The following is a 24,783-nucleotide window of genomic DNA, read 5'->3' as shown; positions in this document are numbered from 1 at the left end:
TTATTTTCAGCGTATGTCCTGGGCCTTCCACCAGCCACAGAACTCATCCAGGGCCGTCCACAGGCTGACCTTCGGTTCGTAATCCAGATAATGGCGGGCGCGGCTGATATCCAGGGTGAAGTTCTTGTTCATGACCTGCATGCCCAGGCGCGACAGGGTCGGCTCCGGACGGCCCGGCCAGAGCTTGCAGAAGCCTTCATTGAGGGCCGCCACGCTGTAGGCCAGGCCAAAGGAGCGGTAGCGCGTGACCTGCGGCACGCCCATCTGGCGCATCACGTAGTTCACCACGTCCCACAACGGCACGGGCGCGCCGTTACTGATGTTGTAGGCCTTGCCCAGGGCCGAGCCGCTGGCCAGCAGGCTGCTGAGCAGCGCTTCGTTGAGGTTTTGCACACTGGTGAAATCGACCTTGTTCAGGCCGTTGCCGATGATCGCCAGGCGGCCCTTGCGCTGCATCTTCAACAGGCGCGGAAAAATGCTCATGTCGCCGGCGCCGGTGACAAATCGCGGGCGCAGCGCCAGCACCTCCAGGCCGAACTCCTGGGCGCCGAACACCTTCTGCTCCGCCAGGTATTTGGTGGCGGCATAAGGGTGCTTGAAGCGCTTGGGCACCTGCTCCTCGGTCAGGCCCAGATGGTCGCGACCGTCGAAATAGATCGACGGCGACGACAGATGCACCAGGCGCCGGACATGGCGCTTGAGGCAGGCTTCGACCACATTTTCGGTGACCAGCACGTTGCCCTGATGAAAATCCTGATAGCGCCCCCAGAGCCCCACCGCCCCCGCGCAATGCACCACCGCGTCGACATCGCGACACAGGTCGCGCACCAGGTCCGCGTCGCTCAAGTCGCCCTGGACGAACTCGGCCCCGCGCCGCACCAGATGCTCCACACCTTCGGCCCGACGCCCGTTGACCCGTACATCCAGGCCCTGCTCAAGGGCAAAACGCGCGAAGCGTCCACCAATGAAGCCGCTTGCGCCGGTGACCAGAATTTTCATGACTTGCTCCGATTGCTTTCGTGTTTCATGCCTGTCGCACTATGTATTGCTTAACGCTATTGCCTGATGCCTTGACGCCTTGTGTCACGCCAACGGCACCAGCCATTGCGCCGAAGAACGCGCCAGGTGCTCGGTGAGCAGGCCCAGCAGTTGGCCACCATTGCGCCAATGATGCCAGTACAGCGGCACATCGATCGGCTTATCTGGCAAAAGCTCCACCAACACACCCCGCGCCAACTGGTCGCGCACCTGCAATTCGGGCACCAACCCCCAGCCCAGGCCAGCCTCGGTCAGGCGGATAAAACCCTCGGACGAGGGACACAGGTGATGCTCGAACCCGCCGTCGACACCCAGCGCCGCCAGGTAGCGGTGCTGCAGGAAATCGTCCGGGCCGAACACCAGGGCTGGCGTGCGGGCCAGGCGCTCGGCTTGCACACCCTGCGGAAAATGCCGCGCAAGGAAGGCCGGGCTGGCCAGGGCACGGTAGCGCATGGCGCCCAGCAGCACGCTGCGGGCGCCCGCCACCGGCCGCTCGCTGGCGCAGACACAGGCCGCCACTTCGCCGGCGCGCATGCGCTTGAGGCCCACGGTCTGGTCTTCGACGATCAGGTCGAGGAGCAAGTGCTGCTCGGCACAGAAGTCGCCCACCGCCTCGGCCCACCAGGTGGCCAGGCTGTCGGCGTTGAGGGCAATGCGCAGACGCTCCGGCAAACCTTCCTCGTCCAGGGCCGGCACCTGGCTCTGCAGGTCGCGTTCGAGCAGGCGTACCTGCTGCACATGGTTGAGCAGGCGCCGGCCGATTTCCGTCGGCGCCGGCGGCGTGACCCGCACCAGCACCGGCTGGCCGATCCGCGCTTCGAGCAGCTTGATCCGCTGGGAAATGGCCGACTGCGACAAGCCCAACACCTGCGCGGCACGCTCGAATCCGGCCTGTTCGATCACCGCGGCCAGGGCGGACAGCAATTTATAGTCGAACATCAGTTTTCCTAATGAGCGATCAGCAATATTGGTTTTTCTTATACAGCCTGCAACCGGAGAATAGCCAGCATGCTTTCTCGTTCAAGGACCTTTTTCATGGCTGGCGAAACCTCCCTCGATACCCTGCTGCGCAGCATGAGCCCGCAGCTCAACCACGGCGACTACGTGTTCTGCTCCATCGCCGATCGCGCGCTGCTCGAAGGTAGCGACGTACTGGGCAGCTTTCGCGAGCAGGAAGGACTCACGGTGATCCTCGAGCGCCAGCAGGCCGAGCGGCTGGGGCTGGGTTTCGATTACGTCGCGGCCTGGATCACCCTGAACGTGCATTCGGCCCTGGAAGCCGTCGGCCTGACCGCCGCGTTCGCCAGCGCCCTGGGCAAGGCCGGGATCAGCTGCAACGTGATCGCCGGCTACTACCACGATCATCTGTTTGTCGCTAAGGCCGATGCCGAGCGCGCCATGCATGTGCTGCGGCAACTGGCCTCGGGCGAGGAGTAAACGCCATGTGGCAGAGCTACGTTAACGGGCTGCTGGTGGCGGCCGGGCTGATCATGGCGATCGGCAGCCAGAATGCGTTTGTCCTGGCCCAGAGCCTGCGGCGCGAACACCACCTGCCGGTGGCCGTGCTGTGCGTGACCTGCGATGCGTTGCTGGTGGCGGCCGGGGTATTCGGCCTGGCCACAGTGCTGGCGCAGAGCCCGACACTGCTGGCGGTTGCCCGCTGGGGCGGCGCCGCGTTCCTGATCTGGTACGGCAGCCAGGCCCTGCGTCGCGCCTGTTCCAGACAGAGCCTGCAGCAGGGCGAGAACCAGACCGTGCGCTCGCTGCGCGCGGTGCTGCTCAGTGCGCTGGCGGTGACCCTGCTCAACCCCCATGTGTACCTGGACACGGTGTTGCTGATCGGCTCGCTGGGCGCGCAACAGACCGAACCCGGCGCCTATGTGGTCGGGGCGGCCAGTGCTTCGCTGCTGTGGTTTTTCACCCTCGCCCTCGGCGCCGCATGGCTGGCTCCGTGGCTGGCACGGCCGAGCACCTGGCGCATTCTCGACCTGCTGGTGGCGGTGATGATGTTCAGCGTCGCGGTTCAACTCATCACTGCCGCATGATTTATTCCAAAAGGCTAAGGGGATGCCCTCGCTAAATGACGAGCGCGCCGCCGCCCCGCAAAGCGCAAGACTAGGCGTGAGGAGCGTGGTTTGGTGGTCCAAATGAGCGACGAACAACGACGGATTGCGCTTTGCGGGGCGACGGCCCTTCGGGTTGGCGCTGTGATCGTGCCATGCTGCGTTGCGGGACTTGAAGAGGCAAAAAGCATCCTCTGCATCCCGCGCCTTGCCTGGCACGATCACAGCGCCAACGCGTTTCGTCATTTAGCGAGGGCATCCCCTTGAACCTCTATCCCACACAGTTGTTGCGTGGTTAAGCCGCACCCCCGGTGCTATGATCCGAACCCTGCGCCGCAAAGAGTACAAACTCCCCGGCGCTTGTCTGGCCGCCCGTGATCGGCCTTGCGCTCACCGCAACTGACCTGATTAGGAGAATCATCATGGCTTTCGAATTGCCGCCGCTGCCTTACGCACACGATGCCCTGCAGCCGCACATTTCCAAGGAAACCCTGGAATACCACCACGACAAGCACCACAACACCTATGTCGTGAACCTGAACAACCTGGTGCCAGGCACCGAGTTCGAAGGCAAGACCCTGGAAGAGATCGTCAAGTCTTCCTCGGGCGGTATCTTCAACAACGCCGCTCAGGTCTGGAACCACACTTTCTACTGGAACTGCCTGGCGCCAAACGCCGGCGGTCAACCAACCGGCGCTCTGGCTGAAGCCATCAACGCCGCTTTCGGTTCGTTCGACAAGTTCAAAGAAGAATTCACCAAGACTTCCGTCGGCACCTTCGGTTCCGGTTGGGGCTGGCTGGTGAAAAAGGCTGACGGTTCCCTGGCCCTGGCCAGCACCATCGGCGCCGGCAACCCGCTGACCAGCGGCGACACCCCGCTGCTGACCTGCGACGTCTGGGAACACGCTTACTACATCGACTATCGCAACCTGCGTCCTAAATACGTCGAAGCGTTCTGGAACCTGGTCAACTGGAAATTCGTGGCCGAGCAGTTCGAAGGCAAGACCTTCGTCGCCTAAGCCCGTTTGCGGTCAAAAAAACCCGGCATTGCCGGGTTTTTTCGTTTTACCGGCAAGCGGCCGGCTTGCCGCGCCAGCCCGGCGCGCTAACATCCGCTCAGGTAAAAAATCGCCGCTGTCCCTCAAGTTGCAAGGCTTGGCTACCGACATATAACCGATAAGCGCGGATATGCTGGCTCCCGGCATTCCAACCAAGCCTCCAGGTGAAATATCCTGGGCCTGATTGTCCCTTTGACTGCCATCACGGGATTGCCAATACTCATGGCAACTTGACGCTACCCGCACGGAACAAGGAATAACCCTTTGAAGCTGGAACTCAAAAACAGCTTGTCGGTGAAGTTGCTCCGGGTTGTGCTGCTGTCGGCACTGATAGTGGGCGTAGTGCTGAGCTGCGCACAAATCGTCTTCGATGCTTATAAGACTCGGCAGGCGGTCGCTAATGATGCCCAGCGCATTCTCGACATGTTTCGCGACCCCTCGACCCAGGCCGTCTACAGCCTGGACCGCGAAATGGGCATGCAAGTCATCGAAGGCCTGTTCCAGGACGATGCTGTGCGCATGGCCTCCATTGGCCATCCCAACGAAACCATGCTCGCGGAAAAAACCCGTGAATTGCAGAACTCCCCCAGCCGCTGGCTGACCGATCTGATCCTCGGCAAGGAGCGCACCTTCACCACCCAACTGGTGGGTCGCGGGCCCTACAGCGAATACTACGGCGACCTGAGCATCACCCTCGACACGGCCACCTACGGCCAGGGGTTTATCGTCAGCTCGGTGATCATTTTCATTTCCGGCGTACTGCGCGCCCTGGCCATGGGCCTGGTGCTGTACCTGGTTTACCACTGGCTGCTGACCAAGCCGCTGTCGCGGATCATCGAGCACCTGACCACCATCAACCCGGACCGCCCCAGCGAACATCAGATCCCGTTGCTCAAGGGCCACGAGCGAAACGAGCTGGGGATCTGGATCAATACCGCCAACCAGTTGCTGGCATCGATCGAACGCAACACGCACCTGCGCCATGAAGCGGAAAACAGCCTGTTGCGCATGGCCCAGTACGACTTCCTCACCGGCCTGCCCAACCGCCAGCAACTGCAGCAGCAACTGGACAAGATCCTGATCGACGCCGGCCGCCTGCAACGCCGGGTCGCGGTGCTCTGTGTCGGCCTCGACGACTTCAAGGGCATCAACGAACAGTTTAGCTACCAGACCGGCGACCAGTTGCTGCTGGCCCTGGCCGATCGCCTGCGGGCCCACAGTGGCCGCCTGGGCGCCCTCGCCCGCCTCGGCGGCGACCAGTTCGCCCTGGTCCAGGCCGATATCGAACAACCCTACGAAGCCGCCGAACTGGCGCAGAGCATTCTCGACGACCTGGAAGCACCGTTCGCCCTCGACCACCAGGAAATCCGCCTGCGCGCCACCATCGGCATCACCCTGTTCCCGGAAGATGGCGACAGCACCGAGAAGCTGCTACAGAAAGCCGAGCAGACCATGACCCTGGCCAAGAGCCGGTCGCGCAACCGTTATCAGTTCTATATCGCCAGCGTCGACAGCGAGATGCGCCGGCGCCGCGAGCTGGAAAAAGACCTGCGCGAAGCCCTGAGCCGCGAGCAGTTCCACCTGGTCTACCAGCCGCAGATCAGCTACCGCGATCATCGGGTGGTCGGGGTCGAGGCGCTGCTGCGCTGGCAGCATCCGGAACACGGCTTCGTCCCGCCAGACCTGTTCATTCCCCTGGCCGAGCAGAACGGCACCATCATCGCCATCGGCGAATGGGTGCTGGACCAGGCCTGCCGCCAACTGCGCGAATGGCATGACCTGGGCTTCAGCGACCTGCGCATGGCGGTCAACCTGTCCACCGTGCAACTGCACCACGCCGAGCTGCCGCGGGTGGTCAACAACCTGCTGCAGATCTATCGCCTGCCGCCGCGCAGCCTGGAGCTGGAAGTCACCGAAACCGGCCTGATGGAAGACATCAGCACCGCCGCCCAGCACCTGTTGAGCCTGCGCCGCTCGGGGGCGCTGATCGCCATCGACGACTTCGGTACCGGCTACTCGTCCCTGAGCTACCTCAAGAGCCTGCCGCTGGACAAGATCAAGATCGACAAGAGCTTCGTCCAGGACCTGCTGGATGACGACGACGATGCGACCATCGTGCGGGCGATCATCCAGCTGGGCAAAAGCCTGGGCATGCAGGTGATCGCAGAGGGCGTGGAAACCGCCGAGCAAGAGGCCTACATCATCTCCGAAGGCTGCCACGAAGGTCAGGGTTATCACTACAGCAAACCCCTGCCGGCACGGGAGCTGAGCGCCTACCTGAAACAGGCCCAGCGCAGTAACGCGGCCATCCTCTGAAGACCCGATTGCGCGCATAAGCCTGATCCAGCGCAATCGCGTTCTGAATAGGAAATATTTACAACCACAACCCTTTACACATAATGCAAATCTTTCGCATTATGTCGCAGTTTTGCGCGTCCCCCGCGCCACTCCACCCCTCTCTCGAAGCAGGATGTTCGCCATGATTCGTATGCCTCTGGCTACCGCCAGTCTGTTGGCCATCGCTATTTCCCTCGCCGGTTGCGGCGAAGGCAAAGACCAGGCTGCCGCGCCGCAAGCCGCTACCCCAGCCGCCAGCACCGCAGCCCCGGCCACCGCTCCTGCGGCCGGCAAGGTCGATGAAGCGGCGGCCAAGGCGGTCGTCGCGCATTACGCCGACATGGTCTTCGCCGTGTACAGCGATGCCGAATCCACCGCGAAGACCCTGCAGACCGCGATCGACGCCTTCCTCGCCAAGCCCAACGCCGACACCCTGAAAGCCGCCAAGGCTGCCTGGGTCGCGGCTCGCGTGCCTTACCTGCAGAGCGAAGTGTTCCGCTTCGGCAACACCATCGTCGACGACTGGGAAGGCCAGGTGAACTCCTGGCCGCTGGACGAAGGCCTGATCGACTACGTCGACAAGTCCTACGAGCACGCGCTGGGTAACCCGGGCGCCACCGCCAACATCATCGCCAACACTGAAGTCCAGGTCGGCGAAGACAAGGTCGACGTGAAAGACATCACTCCGGAAAAACTCGCCAGCCTCAACGAGCTGGGCGGTTCCGAGGCCAACGTCGCCACCGGCTACCACGCCATCGAATTCCTGCTCTGGGGCCAGGACCTGAACGGCACCGGCCCTGGCGCCGGCAACCGTCCGGCTTCCGACTACCTGGAAGGCGCCGGCGCCACCGGCGGCCACAACGACCGTCGCCGTGCCTACCTGAAAGCCGTGACCCAACTGCTGGTCAACGACCTGGAAGAAATGGTCGGCAACTGGAAGCCGAACGTGGCCGACAACTACCGCGCCACCCTGGAAGCCGAGCCGGCTGAAAGCGGCCTGCGCAAAATGCTGTTCGGCATGGGCAGCCTGTCCCTGGGCGAACTGGCGGGCGAGCGCATGAAGGTGTCCCTGGAAGCCAACTCCCCTGAAGACGAACAGGACTGCTTCAGCGACAACACCCACAACTCGCACTTCTACGATGCCAAGGGCATCCGCAACGTGTACCTGGGCGAATACACCCGCGTCGACGGCACCAAGCTGACCGGCGCCAGCCTGTCGTCGCTGGTGGCGAAAATCGACCCGGCCGCCGACACCGCATTGAAAGCCGACCTGGCCGCCACCGAAGCCAAGATCCAGGTCATGGTCGATCACGCCAACAAGGGTGAGCACTACGACCAGCTGATCGCTGCCGGCAACGACGCGGGCAACCAGATCGTGCGTGACGCCATCGCCGCGCTGGTCAAGCAGACCGGTTCGATCGAACAGGCCGCGGGCAAGCTGGGCATCAGCGACCTGAACCCGGACAACGCCGATCACGAGTTCTGATCAGCGTTGCGGGAATGAAAAGGCGACCTTCGGGTCGCCTTTTTTGTGCCTGCCTATGACGCGGCCCCTGTAGCCGCTGCCGCAGGCTGCGATAAGGCCGCAGGCCTTCAGCGCTCTTGAAACCCTGCGCGCCCTTCGGTGGCGATCGCAGCCTGCGGCAGCGGCTACAGGACCAGACCAGAGCCGGGGGACAGCGACAGGCAGGCTTCGCTTGCGTTGTCCCACGTCAAGCGGAACGATAATTCCTCTTATTCAAACTCCCGTGCCCTGTTAGACTTTGCGCCCTTGTTTTGCTCGTCCCGCAGGATATCCGATGCCCCCGTCGCTGCTTCGCTGGTCTGCGCTGTTCATGGCCTTGAGCCTGAGTGCCTGCGATGACGCCCCGCGTTTTACCCAGGCCGAGCCGGGCGAAGCGCGTTCCGGCGGTGAAGCGACCGTGCGCAAGAGCGACCAGAACGCCTTTTCCATGCCGTCGGCCAACCTGTCGCCGACCCGGCGCCTGGACTTCAGCGTCGGCAACAGTTTCTTCCGCAGCCCCTGGGTGATCGCTCCTTCGACCACCACCGCCCGCGATGGTCTGGGCCCGCTGTTCAATACCAACGGCTGCCAGAATTGCCATATCAAGGACGGCCGCGGCCACCCGCCGACGCCCGACTCGGACAACGCCGTGTCGATGCTGGTGCGCCTGTCGATCCCCAATGAGCCGGCCTATGCCAAGGTCATCGAGCAGCTGGGCATAGTGCCCGAGCCGGTGTACGGCGGGCAGTTCCAGGACATGGCGGTGCCTGGTGTCGCCCCGGAAGGCAAGGTGCGGGTCGAGTACGAGCCGCTGACCGTACGCTTCAAGGACGGCAGCGAAGTCGAACTGCGCAAGCCGAAGCTGCAGATCACCCAGCTCGGTTATGGCCCGATGCATCCCGACACCCGCTTCTCGGCCCGCGTGGCGCCACCGATGATCGGCCTGGGCCTGCTCGAAGCCATCCCCGAGGCGGCGATCCTGGCCAATGCCCAAGCGCAAGCCAAGGCTGGCAATGGCATTGCCGGACGGCCGAACCGGGTCTGGGACGATGCCCAGCAAAAGACCGTACTCGGGCGTTTTGGCTGGAAAGCCGGACAGCCCAACCTCAATCAACAAAATGTTCACGCGTTCTCTGGTGATATGGGCCTGACCACCAGCCTGAGACCCTTCGATGACTGCACCGACGCCCAGACCGCCTGCAAGCAGGCCCCCAACGGCAACGGGCCGGATGGCGAACCGGAAGTCAGCGACAACATCCTGCGCCTGGTGCTGTTCTACAGCCGCAACCTCGGGGTGCCGGCGCGTCGCGAGGTTGGCTCGCCACAGGTGCTGGCCGGCAAGAACCTGTTCTACCAGGCCGGCTGCCAGTCCTGTCATACCCCCCGGTTCACCACCGCCGCCGACGCCGCGGAACCCGAGCTGGCCAATCAAGTGATACGCCCCTACAGCGACCTGCTGCTGCATGACATGGGCGAAGGCCTGGCCGACCACCGCAGCGAATTCCAGGCCGGCGGCCGCGACTGGCGCACGCCGCCGTTGTGGGGGATCGGCCTGACGCAAACGGTCAGCGGCCACACCCAGTTCCTGCATGACGGTCGCGCCCGCAACCTGCTCGAAGCTGTGCTCTGGCACGGCGGCGAGGCCCAGGCGGCGCAGCGACAGGTTTTATCCTTCAATGCCGAACAGCGCGCTGCGTTGCTGGCATTCCTGAATTCTCTTTAACGCCTTCTTACAAGAAACGGGAGCCCGAACATGTTCCGTCCCAAGCTGTTGTTCACCAGCCTTGCCGCGCTCGCCCTGGGCGCCTGCTCGCCGCAGGACCCACAAGCCGTGACCTCGGCGGCCATCGCCAAACAGGTGATCCTGCCGACCTACAGCCGTTGGGTCGAAGCCGACCGCCAGCTGGCGATCAGCGCCCTGGCCTTCTGTGAAGGCAAGCAAAGCCTGGACACCGCCCGTGCCGACTTCCTGCACGCGCAGAAAGCCTGGGCCGAACTGCAACCCTTGCTGATCGGGCCGCTGGCCGAGGGCAACCGCTCCTGGCAAGTGCAGTTCTGGCCGGACAAGAAGAACCTGGTCGGCCGTCAGGTCGAACAGCTGGTCAGCGCCACGCCGCAGATCGACGCCGCCGCCCTGGCCAAGTCCAGCGTCGTGGTGCAAGGCCTCTCGGCCTACGAATACATCCTGTTCGACAGCAAGATCGACATGGCCAACAGCGAGCAGAAAGCCCGCTACTGCCCGCTGCTGAGCGCCATTGGCGAACGCCAGAAGCAGCTCGCCGAAGAGATCCTGTCGCGCTGGAACACCAGCGACGGCATGCTCGCGCAGATGAGCAAGTTCCCCAACCAGCGCTACGCCGACTCCCATGAGGCCATCGCCGATCTGCTGCGGGTCCAGGTCACCGCGCTGGATACCCTGAAGAAGAAGCTCGGCACGCCGATGGGCCGTCAGAGCAAGGGCATTCCACAGCCGTTCCAGGCCGACGCCTGGCGCAGCCAGTCGTCCATGCAGAGCCTGGAAGCCAGCCTCGCCGCGGCCCAGACCGTCTGGGCCGGGGTCGACAACAAGGGCCTGCGCGGCCTGTTGCCGGCCGAGCAGAAGCCGCTGGCCGACAAGATCGATGCTGCCTACACCGCCTCGCTGAAGCTGTTCGCCAGTACCCAGCGTTCGCTGACCGAGCTGCTGGCCGACGACGCCGGCCGCCAGCAACTGAACGATATCTACGACAGCCTCAACGTCGTCCACCGCCTGCACGAAGGCGAGCTGGCCAAGGCGCTGGGCATCCAACTGGGCTTCAACGCCAACGACGGTGACTGATCATGCTGCGACGTCAGGCTTTGGCACTCGGCAGCCTGCTGCTGAGCGCCGTCACGCTGGGTGGCTGGACGCTGTTCAAGCACAAGGACCAAGGCCCGCTGCTGCTCTCGGCGCGCGATGACGGCGACGGCAAGCACTACGCCGTCGGCTATCGCCTGGACGGCACGCAAGTGTTCGCCACCCAGGTTGGCCAACGCTGCCATGACATCGTCAACCACCCGACGCTGCCAATCGCCCTGTTCGTCGCCCGTCGCCCGGGCACCGAAAGCTACCTGATCGACCTGCGCGACGGCACCCTCCTGCAAACCCTGGCCTCGCAGCCGAACCGGCACTTCTATGGCCACGCGGTGATCCACAAGAGCGGCGACTGGCTGTACGCCACCGAGAACGACACAAGCGATCCGGGTCGTGGCCTGCTCGGGGTATACCGGTTCGAGGGCGAACGCCTGGTGCACAGCGGCGAGATCCCGACCCACGGCATCGGCCCGCACCAGGTGTCATGGATGCCGGACGGCGAAACCCTGGTGGTGGCCAACGGCGGGATTCGCACCGAGGCGGAAAGCCGCGTCGAGATGAACCTCGACGCCATGGAGCCGAGCCTGGTGCTGATGCAGCGCGACGGCAGCCTGCTGAGCAAGGAAACCCTGGCCCAGCAGATGAACAGCGTGCGCCACATGGGCATCGCCGGCGACGGCACCATCGTCACCGGCCAGCAGTTCATGGGCGATGCCCATGAGTCGTCGCAACTGCTGGCGATCAAGCGCCCGGGGCAGCCGTTCCAGGCCTTCCCGGTGGCCGAGCACCAGTTGCAGGCAATGGGGCATTACACCGCCAGCGTCGCGGTGCACAGCGAACTGCGCCTGGTGGCCCTCACCGCCCCGCGCGGCAACCGCTTTTTCATCTGGGACCTGGACAGCGCCGAAGTGCGCCTGGACGCGCCCTTGCCGGACTGTGCCGGGGTCGGTGCGGTGGCGGATGGTTTTGTCGTGACCTCGGGCCAGGGGCGTTGCCGCTTCTATGACTGTCGCCAGAAACAACTGGTGGCAAAACCCCTGGATTTGCCGGCAGGGCTCTGGGACAACCATTTGCACCTGGTCTAGTTTTTCGCCGCCGCGCAGGATTGGAAAACGGGACTCTGGATGACCGGATTGTCATCTGGAAGCCCCCGGAAAGTCGGAGTAATGTCTTCGGCAATCAGCTTGGTTTTCCCAGCTTCGTTTTCCAAGGAACCGGAATATGCTGCGTCGCCGCATGTTTATCATGTTGGGTGTCGTCCTGCTGATCGTGCTGTTGCTGGCAGGCTACAAGGCCTTCTCCATCTATCAGCAGGTCAAGCTCTTCTCGGTGCCCAAGCCGCCGATCAGCGTGGCCGTGGCCACGGCTCGCGAACAACCGTGGCAAACCCGCCTGCCCACGGTCGGCACCCTCAAGGCCCTGCAGGGGGTCAACCTCAGCCTGGAAGTGGCCGGCACCGTCAAGGAGCTGCAGTTCGAGTCTGGGCAGAAGGTCACGGCCGGCCAGCCCTTGCTGCAACTCGACAGCGACGTGGAAAGCGCCCTGCTGGAAACCGCCCAGGCCGACCTGGGCCTGTCCCGGCTGGACTTCGGCCGCGGCAGCCAACTGGTGGGCAGCCAGGCGATTTCCCGCGGCGAATATGATCGGCTATCGGCGGTGCTGCAAAAGAACAAGGCCACGGTCAATCAGCTCAAGGCTTCGCTGGCGAAAAAACGCCTGCTCGCGCCCTTCAGCGGCACCATCGGCATTCGCCATGTGGATGTCGGCGACTACCTCGCCAGCGGCACGGTGATCGCCACCCTGCAAGACCTCAGCAGCCTGTACGTGGACTTCTTCGTCCCGGAACAGGCCGTGCCGAAAATCGCCCTGGGCCAATCGGTCAGCGTGATGGTCTCCGCCTATCCGGAGGAGCAGTTCACCGCCACCATCAGCGCCATCAACCCCAAGGTCGAAGACACCACGCGCAACGTGCAGGTGCGCGCCACCCTGGCCAACCCCGACGGCAAGCTGCTGCCGGGCATGTTCACCAACCTGCAGGTGCTACTGCCCGATCCCCAGCCCCGGGTGGTGGTACCGGAGAGCGCCATCACCTACACCCTGTACGGTAACTCGCTGTACGTGGTGGCCGAGAAAAAGGCCGCCGATGGCAGCCCGGAGAAAGACGACAAGGGCCAGCCGGTGCTGATCGCCGAGCGGCGCTTCATCGAAACCGGCGAACGGCGCAACGGCCTGGTGCTGATCAACAAGGGCGTGCGCAGCGGCGAACAGGTGGTGAGCGCCGGGCAAATCAAGCTGGACCATGGCGCCCATATCGCCATCACCCCGGACAAGATGTTGCCCCCCGAACAGAGCGGCCAGCCACGCGCGAACTGATCAAGGAATCCTCATGGCTTTTACAGATCCGTTCATCCGTCGTCCGGTCCTGGCCACCGTGGTCAGCCTGCTGATCGTGCTGCTGGGCTTCCAGGCCTGGAGCAAACTGCCGCTGCGCCAGTATCCGCAAATGGAAAACGCCCTGATCACGGTGACCACCGCCTACCCCGGGGCCAACGCCGAGACCATCCAGGGCTATATCACCCAACCGATGCAGCAGAGCCTGGCCAGTGCCGAAGGCATCGACTACATGACCTCGGTCAGTCGCCAGAACTTCTCGGTGATCTCGATCTACGCCCGTATCGGCGCCAACAGCGACCGCCTGTTCACCGAGCTGCTGGCCAAGGCCAACGAGGTGAAGAACAAGCTGCCCCAGGACGCCGAGGACCCGGTGCTGAGCAAGGAAGCCGCCGACGCCTCGGCGCTGATGTACATCAGCTTCTTCAGCCAGGAGCTGAGCAACCCGCAGATCACCGACTACCTGTCGCGGGTGATCCAGCCGAAGCTGGCGACCCTGCCGGGCATGGCCGAGGCCGAGATCCTCGGCAACCAGGTATTCGCCATGCGCCTGTGGCTGGACCCGGTCAAGCTCGCCGGCTACGGCCTGAGCGCCAGCGACGTGACCAGCGCGGTGCGCCGCTACAACTTCCTGTCCGCGGCCGGTGAGATCAAGGGCGAGTACGTGGTCACCAGCATCAACGCCAGCACCGAACTGAAATCCGCCGAAGCCTTCGCCGCCATTCCCCTGCGGACCGAGGGCGACAGCCGGGTGCTGCTCAGCGACGTGGCACGGGTGGAGATGGGCGCGGAGAACTACAACGCCATCAGTTCCTTTGGCGGCATTCCTTCGGTCTATATCGGCATCAAGGCGACCCCCAACGCCAACCCGCTGGACGTGATCAAGGAAGTGCGCAAGATCATGCCGGAGCTGGAGGCCCAGCTGCCGCCCAACCTCAAGTCGGAGATCGCCTACGACGCCACGCTGTTCATCCAGGCCTCGATCAACGAGGTGGTGAAGACCCTGTTCGAAGCCGTGCTGATCGTGATCGTGGTGGTGTTCCTGTTCCTCGGCGCGCTGCGTTCGGTGGTGATCCCGGTGGTGACCATTCCGCTGTCGATGATCGGCGTGATGTTCTTCATGCAGTTGATGGGCTACTCGATCAACCTGCTGACCCTGCTGGCGATGGTGCTGGCCATCGGCCTGGTGGTGGACGACGCGATCGTGGTGGTGGAAAACATCCACCGCCATATCGAGGAAGGCAAGACGCCGCTGGACGCGGCCCTCGAAGGCGCCCGGGAAATCGCCATGCCGGTGGTGTCGATGACCATCACCCTGGCGGCGGTCTACGCCCCCATCGGCTTTCTGCAGGGGCTCACCGGGGCGCTGTTCAAGGAGTTCGCCCTGACCCTGGCCGGCGCGGTGGTGATTTCCGGCATCGTCGCCCTGACCCTGTCGCCGATGATGTGCGCCCTGCTGCTGCGCCACGATGAAAACCCCAGCGGCCTGGCCCACCGCCTCGACCTGATTTTCGAAAGCCTCAAGCGCCGCTACCAGAGCCTGCTGCATGGCACCCTCAACACCCGGCCGGTGGTCCTGGTGTTCGCCCTGCTCGTGCTGTGCCTGATCCCGGCCCTGCTCAAGTTCACCAAGTCGGAACTGGCCCCGGACGAGGACCAGGGCATCATTTTCATGATGGCCACCGCGCCCCAGCCGGCCAACCTGGATTACCTCAACGCCTACACCGACGAGTTCCTGGAGATCTTCAAGACGTTCCCCGAGTACTACTCCTCGTTCCAGATCAACGGCTTCAACGGCGTGCAATCGGGTATCGGCGGCTTCCTGCTCAAGCCCTGGAATGAGCGCAAGCGCACGCAGATGCAGATCCTGCCCGAAGTCCAGGCCCGGCTCACGGGCATTGCCGGGCTGCAGGTCTTCGGTTTCAACCTGCCGTCCCTGCCGGGCACCGGCGAAGGGCTGCCATTCGCCTTCATCATCAATAGCCCCAACGATTACGAGTCGCTGCTGGAACTGTCCGACCGGGTGAAGAAGCGCGCCATGGAATCGGGCAAGTTCGCCTTTGTCGATATCGACCTGGCCTTCGACAAGCCGGAAGTGGTGGTCGACATCGACCGCGCCAAGGCGGCGCAGATGGGGGTGTCGATGCTGGACCTGGGCGGGACCCTGGCCACCTTGCTCGGCGAGGCGGAAATCAATCGTTTCACCATCGAGGGACGCAGCTACAAGGTCATCGCCCAGGTCGAACGGCCTTATCGCGACAACCCCGAATGGCTGAACAACTACTACGTGAAAAACGCCAAGGGCGAGGCGCTGCCGCTGTCGACCCTGATCACTGTCCACGATCGGGCCCGTCCGCGACAGCTCAACCAGTTCCAGCAACTCAACGCCGCGACCATTTCCGGATTCCCGATCGTGAGCATGGGTGAAGCGATCGATACCGTGCGCCAGATCGCCGAGGAAGAAGCCCCACCAGGCTACGCCTTCGACTATGCCGGGGCCTCACGACAGTTCGTCCAGGAAGGCAGCGCGCTGTGGGTGACCTTTGGCCTGGCACTGGCGATCATTTTCCTGGTGCTGGCGGCGCAGTTCGAGAGTTTCCGCGATCCGGTGGTGATCCTGGTGACGGTGCCGCTGTCGATCTGCGGGGCCTTGATCCCACTGTTTCTCGGCTGGTCGAGCATGAACATCTATACCCAGGTCGGGCTGGTGACCCTGATCGGCCTGATCAGCAAGCACGGGATCCTGATCGTCGAGTTCGCCAACCAGCTGCGCAAGGACCAGGGACTGACGCCGCGCGAGGCCGTGGAAGCCGCCGCGGCCATTCGCCTGCGGCCGGTATTGATGACCACCGCGGCGATGGTCTTCGGCATGGTGCCGCTGATCCTGGCCACGGGCGCCGGCGCGGTCAGCCGGTTCGACATCGGCACGGTGATCGCCACGGGGATGTCTATCGGCACCCTGTTCACCCTGTTCGTGCTGCCCTGCATCTACACCCTGCTGGCCAGGCCGGACAAGTGAAGGGCGCGCAATAAAAAAGGCCTCGCGATGCGAGGCCTTTTTATCGGGCTTGATGGTCTTCAACTCTGTGGCCTCATTCCCTGAGTCAGGCCGAACATGAACAACAACAGGTCACGATCGGGTTGGGCTCCCTGGGTCGTCTTGACGACCCGTGGCAACGGGCAATGCGCATCACCCTGCGCCGTACTGAGGACTTCCATGCGTGGCTGCTCCCATGCAGCCACCGCCAAGGATGCAACTGCCAAGGCTCCTACTAAAAACAAACCTCGTGCAATTTCGAGCTTCATCACTATAAGCCTTTGATAGCGCTGCCAAACGCCGTCCTATAAAAATAGTAGAGTTTGTCCCAGTCCGTGGTGCTCCACGACGAGTGGCGCCGCAATTGTTTGATGTCATGGGCGGCGGCCCGTTTAGCGGTCAGGCGTTGGCGGCATTTCTCGAAATCCAGCAGCGCGATATCCACCTTCGCCGCTTCGCCCTCACCCGTGACCCGCACGAACACATGCTTGCTATACAGGCAGCCATGCTGCCAGCGGCCCCGGTGCATGCGCGCCAGCGTGGCCGCCAGTTCCTTGAGCACACGCTCGTGCAGGGCCTCGCCGTGGCGCTCGCGCTCGCCAGCGGCGTACCAGTGGTCGATTTCCACGAAGCCGTCCAGCGCCTCGGTCACCAGCAACGCACGCCACTGGCCCTGGGAATCACGCTGCGCACCGCAGAACACCAGGTGCGGCACCGCCACGTTGAGCTGGCTCAGGCCCTTGAGCGCATCCTGTTCGCGCAGCACCGTGGGGCGGCCGAAGGGGTGCAACCAGCTGCGATAGATATGGCCGACCTGGCGCTTGGCATACAGCACACGCCCGTCAGTGCCCGGAAGACGTTGGACGCCACTTTCCCCGCCTCGACGTTGATTGGGCTCTTCGACCCACTCCCCCTGCTGATTCCAGAAGTAGTCGAAACGGTCCGCAGCAGCGACTTCCATTCCCGGTGCACATTCAACGGCCATCCTGTTACCTCTTGCGTAATACGTAGACTCGCCACATGGCGTAGAGCGGAAAAAAGTCCAGATGATCCTGAACGCGAAACCCGGCCTGCTTGAATTCTTCTTCAACCGTGGCAGCCGGTAACACAAAACGGTTCTGGTAACCTTCCTGCCCGGATTCCTCCTTGCGCCGCACTTCCATGCGCTTGCGTTTCCAGGCCTTGAAATTGCCGTCGACCCACAGTGAAACGATCACGCTGTCCCGGGTAACCCGCTGGAACTCCCGGAGCAGAGCCAGGCGATGGGACGACTCGCCAATGTGGTGCAGCAGCCGCATGCAGAAAATGCTGTCGACGGCGTTGTCCGGCAAGTCGATGTCGAAGGCAGACGTCTGCAAGGGTTGTACCCGTTTCACCACGTCGGCCGGTTGCGCCACCGTGGCGATCTTCAACATCGCCGCGGAATTGTCCGCACCGATGATCACGCGGTTGGGTTTCTCCGCCAGCAACGGCCAGAAACGCCCGGCACCACAAGGCAGGTCAAGCACCAGCCCCGGCTCTCCGGCCATGGCCAGCGCCGCACGCGCCAACTGCTCGTCACGCTTGTGGGACAGACGGCGAGCGACGCCATCCTGATGCTTGAGCAGATACTCCTGAGCATGCTGTTCGTCGTACTTCTCGGAAAATTCCAGCTTGATCGGGGTCGCCATCACACAGTCTCCTGAATCTGATGGCCCCACCTTAGGCAGCGGCTTGTCAGCGTCAGGTCATGTCTTTGTGAAAACTTCGTCCGGTCCAGAGTGGAAATATTTCAGAGTTTTACAGGCTCCCATAAGTGGCCTGGGGCCATCAACCGGGGAAATTCCCGTGACGACCCGCTCAGCAGTCATGGAGACCCATCATGCCGTGCGGCGGTTCAACTCGACATGAAACCGGCAGCCGTTGGGCTCCATGGTGCTGAGGCTGACGCTCCAGCCCTGGTCCTCGCAGATCCGCTGCACCAGCGACAGACCCAGGCCCAGGCCCTCGCCGCGCTTCTCGTTGCCGCGCACGAAAGGCTCGAACATCGCCTCGCGTTTCTCCTCGGGAATGCCCACACCGCTGTCCTCGACCACAAAGCCGCTCGGCTCAAGGCTCAAGCGAATGAAGCCATGCTCGGTGTAATGCAAGGCATTGCGCAGCAGGTTGCCCATCACCGCGTGCAAAAAGGTGGCGTTATAGCGGGTGTCCAGCGGTTGGCCGGCGTCGAAGATCAGTTCGAGGCCCTTTTGCCGGATCGGTCCGCCCCACAGGCTCACCAGGTCCTCGGCCACCTGGCTCAAGGTCGCCTGGGGCGACATGCCGCCGTCTTCGCGCTGGGCGCGGGCCAACATCAGGAAGGTCTGGACCAGCTCACGCATTTCGCCGCACGCCCGGGCGATGCGCTCGACCTGGGCCCGACCGCGCTGATCGATCGCCGGGTTTTCCAGCAACAGCTCGCAGGAACTGGCCAGCACCATCAGCGGCGTACGCAGTTCGTGGCTGACATCGCTGGTGAACAGGCGCTCGCGGTTCAGGGCCTGGCGCAGGCGCCCCAGGGTGGCGTCGAAGGCCACCGCCAGTTCCCCCACTTCGTCGGCCGCGTAGTCCGGTGCCAATGGCGGCGCCAGCCCCAGCAACTGGTCGCGATGGCGCACCTGCCGCGCCAGCCTCACCACCGGCGCCATGACCCGACGCGCCAGCACCCAGCCTAGGAACACCGCCAAGGCCAGGCTCAGCACGAAGCCCACCAGCACCACCGCGAAGAGCACCCGTTCGCGCTCTTCGAAATCGCTCTGGTCCTGTAGCAACACATAGCGTCGACCGTCGACCACTTCGACCATGGCGTGATACGACAGCTGTTCGCGGAAGACCTCATGAAAGCCCGGATCCAGATGCCGCAGATCCTTGGGCAACTCGAAGTCGCCGCGCCCACCGCTGAAGTAAAACAGCTGGTCCGGCTCGGGACGGTGGCTCCAGTCGGAAACGTTGTCCATCAACAGCAGACGCTGAAGGTCGCCCCCCAGGCCCGCGGAAATCAGCTTCTCTTCCACCAGGTGCACCGTCGCCACGATACCCAGGGCGAAGGCTCCAGCGACCAGCGCGCTCATCAGCGCAAAGGCGATGATGATCCGCTGGGAAAGGCTTTGCTTAAACTCCATCACGACCCTCGGCCAGGCGGTAACCGACACCGTGCACGGTATGCAGCAACGGTTTGCCGAACGGCTTGTCGATCACCTGGCGCAATTGGTGGACGTGGCTGCGCAGGCTGTCGCTGTCCGGGCAGTCGTCGCCCCACAGCGCTTCTTCGAGAATTTCCCGGCGCAGCACATGGGGGCTCTTCTGCATCAGCACCGCCAGCAACTTGAGCCCCACCGGGTTGAGCTTGAGCAGGCGCCCTTCGCGGGTGACCTCCAGGGTGTCGAGGTCATAACTCAGGTCGCCGACCTGCAAGGCCCGACGCCCGCCGCCCTGGGTCCGGCGCATGACCGCCTCGACGCGCGCGGCCAGCTCGGACAAGGCGAAAGGCTTGACCAGGTAATCGTCGGCCCCGGACTTGAAGCCCTGCAGGCGATCGTCCAGTTGATCGCGGGCGGTGAGCATGATCACCGGCGTATCGCGGCGGGCGTCTTCGCGCAGGCGCTTGCACAGGGTGTAACCGTCGATACCCGGCAGCATGATGTCGAGCACGATCAGGTCGTAATGTTCGGTGGCGGCCAGGTGCAGGCCCGACAGACCGTCCTGGGCGCAGTCCACGGTGTAGCCTTTAAGCCCCAGGTAGTCGGCCAGGTTGGCCAGAATATCGCGGTTGTCTTCAACCAGTAGAATTCGCATGGGCACTCTCTCCGCACACAGTTACGCCCGTCTTGGCTCGCGCAGCTTAAGGCCAAGCGTGGCTGACGGCTAGGGTTGTTCAAGCCCCCGCGGCGAATGCCGCCGCAGGGTTCCAGGGCCTTGACGAGTTTTTCACCCAGGGTTCACACGCTGACGACAAGGACAGTTCCAGACTCCGCGGGAACCCGCGACCGCAACGCTTCCCTCGAAGGACTTTCCATGGCTTTGACCCTCGCCCGCCCCGCCTCCAGAGCGCTGAACTGGTGGATCTGCCTGGGCGTTCCCGCCCTGGCTGCCGTCATCCTGCTGCTGCTTGAACTGACCACCCTGGACATGGACCTGGCCCGGTACTTTTATGACCCCGCCGCTGGCAGTTTCATCGGCGGCCACAGTTATTTCCTGGAAAATATCCTGCATGACCGGGCCAAGCAGCTGGTCATCGTCTTTTCGGTGCTGGCCATTGTCGGCTTCATCGGCGCCTTCTTTGTCCAGCGTCTCAAGCCGTTCAAGCGCGAGCTGGGTTGCCTGGTGCTGTCCCTGGGCCTGGCCACCGCCTTTGTCACCCCGGTCAAGGCGGTCACCGCCGTGCAGTGCCCGTGGAGCCTGAAAGAGTTCGGCGGCAAGGAAACCTACAGCGAACTGCTCAGCCCCCGGCCAGCGACCGACAAGCCTGGTCGCTGCTGGCCAGGCGGCCATGCCGCCACCGGCTTCACCCTGTTCGCGCTGTTTTTTGTCCTGCGTGATCGCCGTCCGCGCCTGGCGCGCAAGGCGCTGGTGTTCGCCTTTGCCCTCGGCACGGTGTTCTCGGTCGGGCGCATGCTGCAGGGCGCGCACTTTTTCTCCCACAACGTCTGGACCGCGATCTTCTGCTGGCTGATCTGCCTGGGGGCGTACTACTTCATTCTCTATCGACCGGCAGCCAAGGCCGAGCCGGTGATGGAGACGGAAGCGGTGAAGGCCTGAGGTCTTTTCGCGAGCAAGCTCGCTCCTACAAAACGATGCACACCTGTAGGAGCGCGCTTGCTCGCGGCGATGGCCCAGGCAAAAACTCCCGTCCATAAAAAAGCCCCGCCGGCTTTCGCCGGCGGGGCTTTTTCGTACAGGGGTAAGGCTGGCTTACATCATGCCGCCCATGCCACCCATGCCGCCCATGTCTGGCATGCCGCCAGCCGCAGGCTTGTCTTCAACGATTTCAGCAACAGCCGCTTCGGTGGTCAGGATCAGACCGCCAATGGAGGATGCCGCTTGCAGCGCCGAACGGGTCACCTTGGTTGGGTCCAGGATGCCCATTTCGATCATGTCGCCGTATTCGCTGGTAGCAGCGTTGTAACCGTAGTTACCTTCACCCTGCTTGACCTTGTCGACCACTACGCTTGGCTCGTCGCCGGAGTTGGCAACGATCTGGCGCAGAGGTGCTTCGACAGCGCGACGCAGAACAGCGATACCCACGTCCTGGTCGGCGTTGTCGCCTTTCAGGCCGCTGATCGATTGCAGGGCACGGATCAGGGCTACGCCACCGCCAGGTACCACGCCTTCTTCAACGGCTGCACGGGTAGCGTGCAGGGCGTCTTCAACGCGGGCTTTCTTCTCTTTCATTTCAACTTCGGAACCGGCGCCAACCTTGATCACCGCAACGCCGCCGGACAGCTTGGCCAGACGCTCTTGCAGTTTTTCACGGTCGTAGTCGGACGAAGTGTCGGCCACTTGTTGACGGATCTGGGTCACACGAGCCTGGATGTCCGCTTCAACGCCAGCACCGTCGATGATGGTGGTGTTTTCTTTGGACAGGATCACGCGCTTGGCGTTACCCAGGTGCTCCAGGGTGGTGCTTTCCAGGCTCAGGCCGATCTCTTCGGAGATGACGGTACCGCCGGTCAGGACGGCGATGTCCTGCAGCATGGCCTTGCGACGGTCGCCGAAGCCTGGTGCCTTGACGGCAGCGACTTTGACGATGCCACGCATGTTGTTCACAACCAGAGTCGCCAGGGCTTCGCCTTCAACGTCTTCAGCCACGATCAGCAGTGGGCGGCCGGCTTTGGCAACGGCTTCCAGCACTGGCAGCATTTCGCGGATGTTGGAGATCTTCTTGTCCACCAACAGGATCAGCGGGCCGTCCAGCTCGGCGACCATGGTGTCCGGCTTGTTGATGAAGTAAGGGGACAGGTAGCCACGGTCGAACTGCATGCCTTCAACGACAGACAGTTCGTTTTCCAGGCCCGAGCCTTCTTCAACGGTGATCACGCCTTCTTTACCGACTTTTTCCATGGCTTCGGCAATGATGTCGCCGATGGAGTTGTCGGAGTTGGCGGAGATGGTGCCGACCTGAGCGATGGCCTTGGAATCGGCGCATGGCTTGGACAGACCTTTGAGCTCTTTGACGATGGCGATGGTCGCCTTGTCGATGCCGCGTTTCAGGTCCATCGGGTTCATGCCGGCAGCGACGGCTTTCAGGCCTTCGTTGACGATCGACTGAGCCAGTACGGTAGCGGTGGTGGTACCGTCGCCGGCGTCATCGTTGGCACGGGAAGCAACGTCTTTTACCAGCTGCGCGCCCATGTTTTCGAAGCGATCTTTCAGCTCGATTTCTTTGGCGACGGAAACGCCGTCCTTGGTGATGGTCGGAGCGCCGAAGCTCTTCTCGATGATCACGTTACGGCCTTTCGGGCCCAGGGTCGCTTTTACCGCGTCAGCCAGGACGTTAACGCCGGTGAGCATTTTCTTGCGGGCGGAGTCGCCGAATTTAACTTCTTTAGCAGCCATGATCGATATTCCTTAAATACTTTGTAGTAACGGGAAAATGAGCGGGTAATCAGCCTTCGATAACGGCGAGAATTTCGTTCTCAGCCATTACCAGCAGGTCTTCGCCGTCTACCTTCACAGTGTTGCTGCCGGAGTAAGGGCCGAACACAACCTTGTCACCCACTTTCACGGCCAGCGCACGTACTTCACCGTTTTCCAGAGCGCGGCCTGGACCTACAGCAAGAACTTCACCGGTGTTGGCTTTTTCAGCAGCCGAACCTGGCAGAACGATACCGCCAGCGGTTTTCTTCTCTTCTTCGCTGCGACGGATGACGACGCGGTCATGCAGAGGACGAAGCTTCATTGTCGATCTCTCCTAATTATGGTTTTCAGCGGCCGGTGTCGTTACCGGCGGGTTAACAAATCCGGCGTGGCCGGTTGCGGCTCGACGAGCGAGACGCGGAAGTCTGTCTGGTGTCGCCACCAGAAACCTTGCGGTGACCGATACATGTGGGCGCATATGCTTATTACAAGGGCTGCCCAGTGAAATTTTTTAGATTTTCAGTCGGGCAAAACGAACACGGCACCCGAAGGTGCCGTGTCGATCATTGAGAGACTCAGGAATCGCGGTGCTCGAACTCGCCTTCGATCACATTCGGCTCACGCCCCAGGGGGCGCTGCGGCGCGGGCCCGCCACGAGCGGCCTGCATGTCGTCGGCGAAGGCGCGCTGACGAATGGCCTGTTCTTCGGCGCGCTGGCGCATCTTGTTGGCCAGCAGGCGACGAGTGATCGGCAACAGCATGAACAGGCCGAAGATGTCGCTGATGAAGCCAGGCAGGATCAACAGGCCGCCCGCCAGGGCCAGCATCAGGCCTTCGAGCATGGTCTGGGCCGGCAATTCGCCGCGGTTCAGGCTTTCACGGGCACGCAATGCCGTGGCCAGCCCCGCGACGCGCAGGATCAGCACACCCAGCATCGAACCCAGGATGATCAGCAGCAGCGCCGGGAAAAACCCGATCGCACCGCTGACTTTGACGAAGACGAACAGCTCTAGCACCGGGAACAGCAGAAAGAGCAACAGAAAAGGGCGCATCAAATGGTTTCCTCTACGGAAGAATGCCTTCCAGTAGACCCTAGATGACGTCGGCAATTCGTGAATTCAAGCCTCGGCCCCGGCATTTTTCGGCCATTGCTCGGCGTGAGCCAGAAAAACCAAGGCCTCGCGTACTTGTGTCGGCGTATTACAAGGGCTTGGGAACGGCAGCCAGTGCAACCCCTGGCCGATCCGCAGGTGCATGCCTTCGGTATCGATGCCAGCCAGTTGCGCCGCAGCAGTTTTCGGCAGGCCGGCCAGGTCCACGTAATGGGCGATCGCCTTGGCGTGATCACTGTTCATGTGCTCGACCATGCTCAGCTCGGCCTTGCCGGCGAACGGATTGGCCAGCGTCACCTGGTCGATCCAGTGGATCGCGCCAAAGCCGCCGATGTAGCGATGACGCACCGGCTTGAGCCGCCAGAAATCGAAATCGTGGGCCTTGTGGTAGTTCTGCGATTCCGGGAAATACCGGTAGTAGCGTTCGGCGGCCGCCTCGATCGCCGCGGCGTCTTCGAGCTTTTCGGCTTCGGCCAGATAGGTCAGGCGCCCCACTGCCTGGACGTCCTCGGCTTCGCGTTCGCCCACCAGCAGCGAACACTTGGGATCCTTCTGCAGGTTATGGGTGTGTTGGGCAATGCGGCTGATCAGGATCAGCGGCAGCCCCTGCTCGTCCAGGCAATAAGGAACCACCGAGCCGAAGGGAAAACCCGGCATGGCCTTGGAGTGCGTCGACAGCACGCCACGGTATTCCTTGAGCAGTAATTCTCGTGCATGCTTCGCAGCTTCAACGCTCAATTTATGACTCCTTATATAGAATCCGTCTAAAACGGACGGGCGCCTGGAGCAAAGTTCCAGCGACGCCATCGGGGGCAA

Annotated in this window: 22 protein-coding genes; 11 read left to right on the top strand and 11 right to left on the bottom strand. The window is 62.8% G+C overall.

What is annotated here, in order from left to right:
- Positions 1-6: 6 nt before the first annotated feature.
- Both BMY68_RS11245 and BMY68_RS11240 read right to left on the bottom strand, forming a co-directional pair.
- A complete protein-coding gene (locus tag BMY68_RS11245) occupies positions 7-999 on the bottom strand; it encodes an NAD-dependent epimerase/dehydratase family protein (RefSeq protein WP_009045338.1) in 993 nt (330 codons plus the stop codon).
- A gap of 84 nt (positions 1,000-1,083) precedes the next feature.
- Positions 1,084-1,977 carry a LysR family transcriptional regulator ArgP gene (locus tag BMY68_RS11240; RefSeq protein ID WP_009045339.1) on the bottom strand — a complete coding sequence of 298 codons (894 nt, stop codon included), beginning with the start codon at positions 1,975-1,977 and terminating at the stop codon, positions 1,084-1,086.
- A 96-nt stretch (positions 1,978-2,073) separates the two neighbouring features.
- Between BMY68_RS11240 and BMY68_RS11235 the strand changes: the two genes are divergently transcribed.
- The 10 genes from BMY68_RS11235 (at position 2,074) to BMY68_RS11190 (ending at position 16,243) form a co-directional block, all read left to right on the top strand.
- The gene (locus tag BMY68_RS11235) at positions 2,074-2,475 is read left to right on the top strand and encodes an ACT domain-containing protein (RefSeq protein ID WP_085532141.1); all 402 of its coding nucleotides are present in this window, start codon (positions 2,074-2,076) and stop codon (positions 2,473-2,475) included.
- Between the two features lie 5 nt (positions 2,476-2,480).
- Complete coding sequence (locus BMY68_RS11230) at positions 2,481-3,083, top strand: LysE/ArgO family amino acid transporter (protein ID WP_085532143.1); 603 nt, start codon at positions 2,481-2,483, stop codon at positions 3,081-3,083.
- Between the two features lie 440 nt (positions 3,084-3,523).
- Positions 3,524-4,120: a superoxide dismutase gene (locus BMY68_RS11225; protein WP_007929765.1), complete on the top strand. Its 597-nt coding sequence runs from the start codon at positions 3,524-3,526 to the stop codon at positions 4,118-4,120.
- A 303-nt stretch (positions 4,121-4,423) separates the two neighbouring features.
- On the top strand, positions 4,424-6,475 hold the full coding sequence (locus BMY68_RS11220; RefSeq protein ID WP_007929764.1) for a putative bifunctional diguanylate cyclase/phosphodiesterase: 2,052 nt from the start codon (positions 4,424-4,426) through the stop codon (positions 6,473-6,475).
- Positions 6,476-6,638: 163 nt separating this feature from the next.
- Positions 6,639-7,982: an imelysin family protein gene (locus BMY68_RS11215; protein WP_009045343.1), complete on the top strand. Its 1,344-nt coding sequence runs from the start codon at positions 6,639-6,641 to the stop codon at positions 7,980-7,982.
- A 313-nt stretch (positions 7,983-8,295) separates the two neighbouring features.
- On the top strand, positions 8,296-9,723 hold the full coding sequence (locus BMY68_RS11210) for a di-heme oxidoreductase family protein (protein ID WP_085532145.1): 1,428 nt from the start codon (positions 8,296-8,298) through the stop codon (positions 9,721-9,723).
- Between the two features lie 30 nt (positions 9,724-9,753).
- Positions 9,754-10,818: an imelysin family protein gene (locus BMY68_RS11205; protein WP_053262432.1), complete on the top strand. Its 1,065-nt coding sequence runs from the start codon at positions 9,754-9,756 to the stop codon at positions 10,816-10,818.
- 2 nt (positions 10,819-10,820) lie between these two features.
- The gene (locus tag BMY68_RS11200; RefSeq protein ID WP_085532147.1) at positions 10,821-11,918 is read left to right on the top strand and encodes a DUF1513 domain-containing protein; all 1,098 of its coding nucleotides are present in this window, start codon (positions 10,821-10,823) and stop codon (positions 11,916-11,918) included.
- 136 nt (positions 11,919-12,054) lie between these two features.
- On the top strand, positions 12,055-13,206 hold the full coding sequence (locus BMY68_RS11195) for an efflux RND transporter periplasmic adaptor subunit (protein ID WP_085532149.1): 1,152 nt from the start codon (positions 12,055-12,057) through the stop codon (positions 13,204-13,206).
- Positions 13,207-13,219: 13 nt separating this feature from the next.
- Complete coding sequence (locus BMY68_RS11190) at positions 13,220-16,243, top strand: multidrug efflux RND transporter permease subunit (RefSeq protein ID WP_085532151.1); 3,024 nt, start codon at positions 13,220-13,222, stop codon at positions 16,241-16,243.
- Positions 16,244-16,302: 59 nt separating this feature from the next.
- Here the strand turns inward: BMY68_RS11190 and BMY68_RS30100 are convergent, their stop codons facing one another.
- From BMY68_RS30100 to colR, 5 genes are all read right to left on the bottom strand, one after another.
- Positions 16,303-16,530, bottom strand: coding sequence for a hypothetical protein (locus BMY68_RS30100; RefSeq protein ID WP_037004964.1), 228 nt, complete (start codon positions 16,528-16,530; stop codon positions 16,303-16,305).
- Positions 16,531-16,532: 2 nt separating this feature from the next.
- Positions 16,533-17,246 carry a lipopolysaccharide kinase InaA family protein gene (locus BMY68_RS11180; protein WP_009045349.1) on the bottom strand — a complete coding sequence of 238 codons (714 nt, stop codon included), beginning with the start codon at positions 17,244-17,246 and terminating at the stop codon, positions 16,533-16,535.
- Between the two features lie 4 nt (positions 17,247-17,250).
- Complete coding sequence (locus BMY68_RS11175; RefSeq protein WP_009045350.1) at positions 17,251-17,931, bottom strand: class I SAM-dependent methyltransferase; 681 nt, start codon at positions 17,929-17,931, stop codon at positions 17,251-17,253.
- 189 nt (positions 17,932-18,120) lie between these two features.
- Positions 18,121-19,401, bottom strand: coding sequence for a sensor histidine kinase (locus BMY68_RS11170; RefSeq protein WP_009045351.1), 1,281 nt, complete (start codon positions 19,399-19,401; stop codon positions 18,121-18,123).
- The gene (colR, locus tag BMY68_RS11165; protein WP_009050537.1) at positions 19,391-20,074 is read right to left on the bottom strand and encodes a two-component system response regulator ColR; all 684 of its coding nucleotides are present in this window, start codon (positions 20,072-20,074) and stop codon (positions 19,391-19,393) included. The genes BMY68_RS11170 and colR overlap by 11 nt, the downstream gene beginning before the upstream one ends.
- A 219-nt stretch (positions 20,075-20,293) precedes the next feature.
- On the opposite strand from colR, the gene BMY68_RS11160 reads away from it, so the two are divergent.
- A complete protein-coding gene (locus BMY68_RS11160; protein ID WP_085532153.1) occupies positions 20,294-21,037 on the top strand; it encodes a phosphatase PAP2 family protein in 744 nt (247 codons plus the stop codon).
- Between the two features lie 153 nt (positions 21,038-21,190).
- On the opposite strand, the gene groL is transcribed toward BMY68_RS11160, so the two are convergent.
- From groL to BMY68_RS11140, 4 genes are all read right to left on the bottom strand, one after another.
- On the bottom strand, positions 21,191-22,834 hold the full coding sequence (gene groL, locus BMY68_RS11155; RefSeq protein ID WP_007932705.1) for a chaperonin GroEL: 1,644 nt from the start codon (positions 22,832-22,834) through the stop codon (positions 21,191-21,193).
- A gap of 49 nt (positions 22,835-22,883) precedes the next feature.
- Positions 22,884-23,177 carry a co-chaperone GroES gene (locus BMY68_RS11150; RefSeq protein WP_007932704.1) on the bottom strand — a complete coding sequence of 98 codons (294 nt, stop codon included), beginning with the start codon at positions 23,175-23,177 and terminating at the stop codon, positions 22,884-22,886.
- A gap of 253 nt (positions 23,178-23,430) precedes the next feature.
- Positions 23,431-23,907, bottom strand: a complete 477-nt coding sequence (locus BMY68_RS11145) for an FxsA family protein (protein ID WP_085532155.1) — start codon at positions 23,905-23,907, stop codon at positions 23,431-23,433.
- 66 nt (positions 23,908-23,973) lie between these two features.
- Positions 23,974-24,705, bottom strand: a complete 732-nt coding sequence (locus tag BMY68_RS11140; RefSeq protein WP_085532157.1) for a HugZ family pyridoxamine 5'-phosphate oxidase — start codon at positions 24,703-24,705, stop codon at positions 23,974-23,976.
- Between the last annotated feature and the right edge of the window lie 78 nt (positions 24,706-24,783).

The sequence above is a fragment of the Pseudomonas sp. NFACC41-3 genome (assembly GCF_900109505.1).
GTDB classification, from domain to species: Bacteria; Pseudomonadota; Gammaproteobacteria; order Pseudomonadales; family Pseudomonadaceae; genus Aquipseudomonas; species Aquipseudomonas chlororaphis.
Note: the sequence above shows the minus strand (reverse complement) of the source record. Positions and strands in the feature narration are given on the sequence as shown.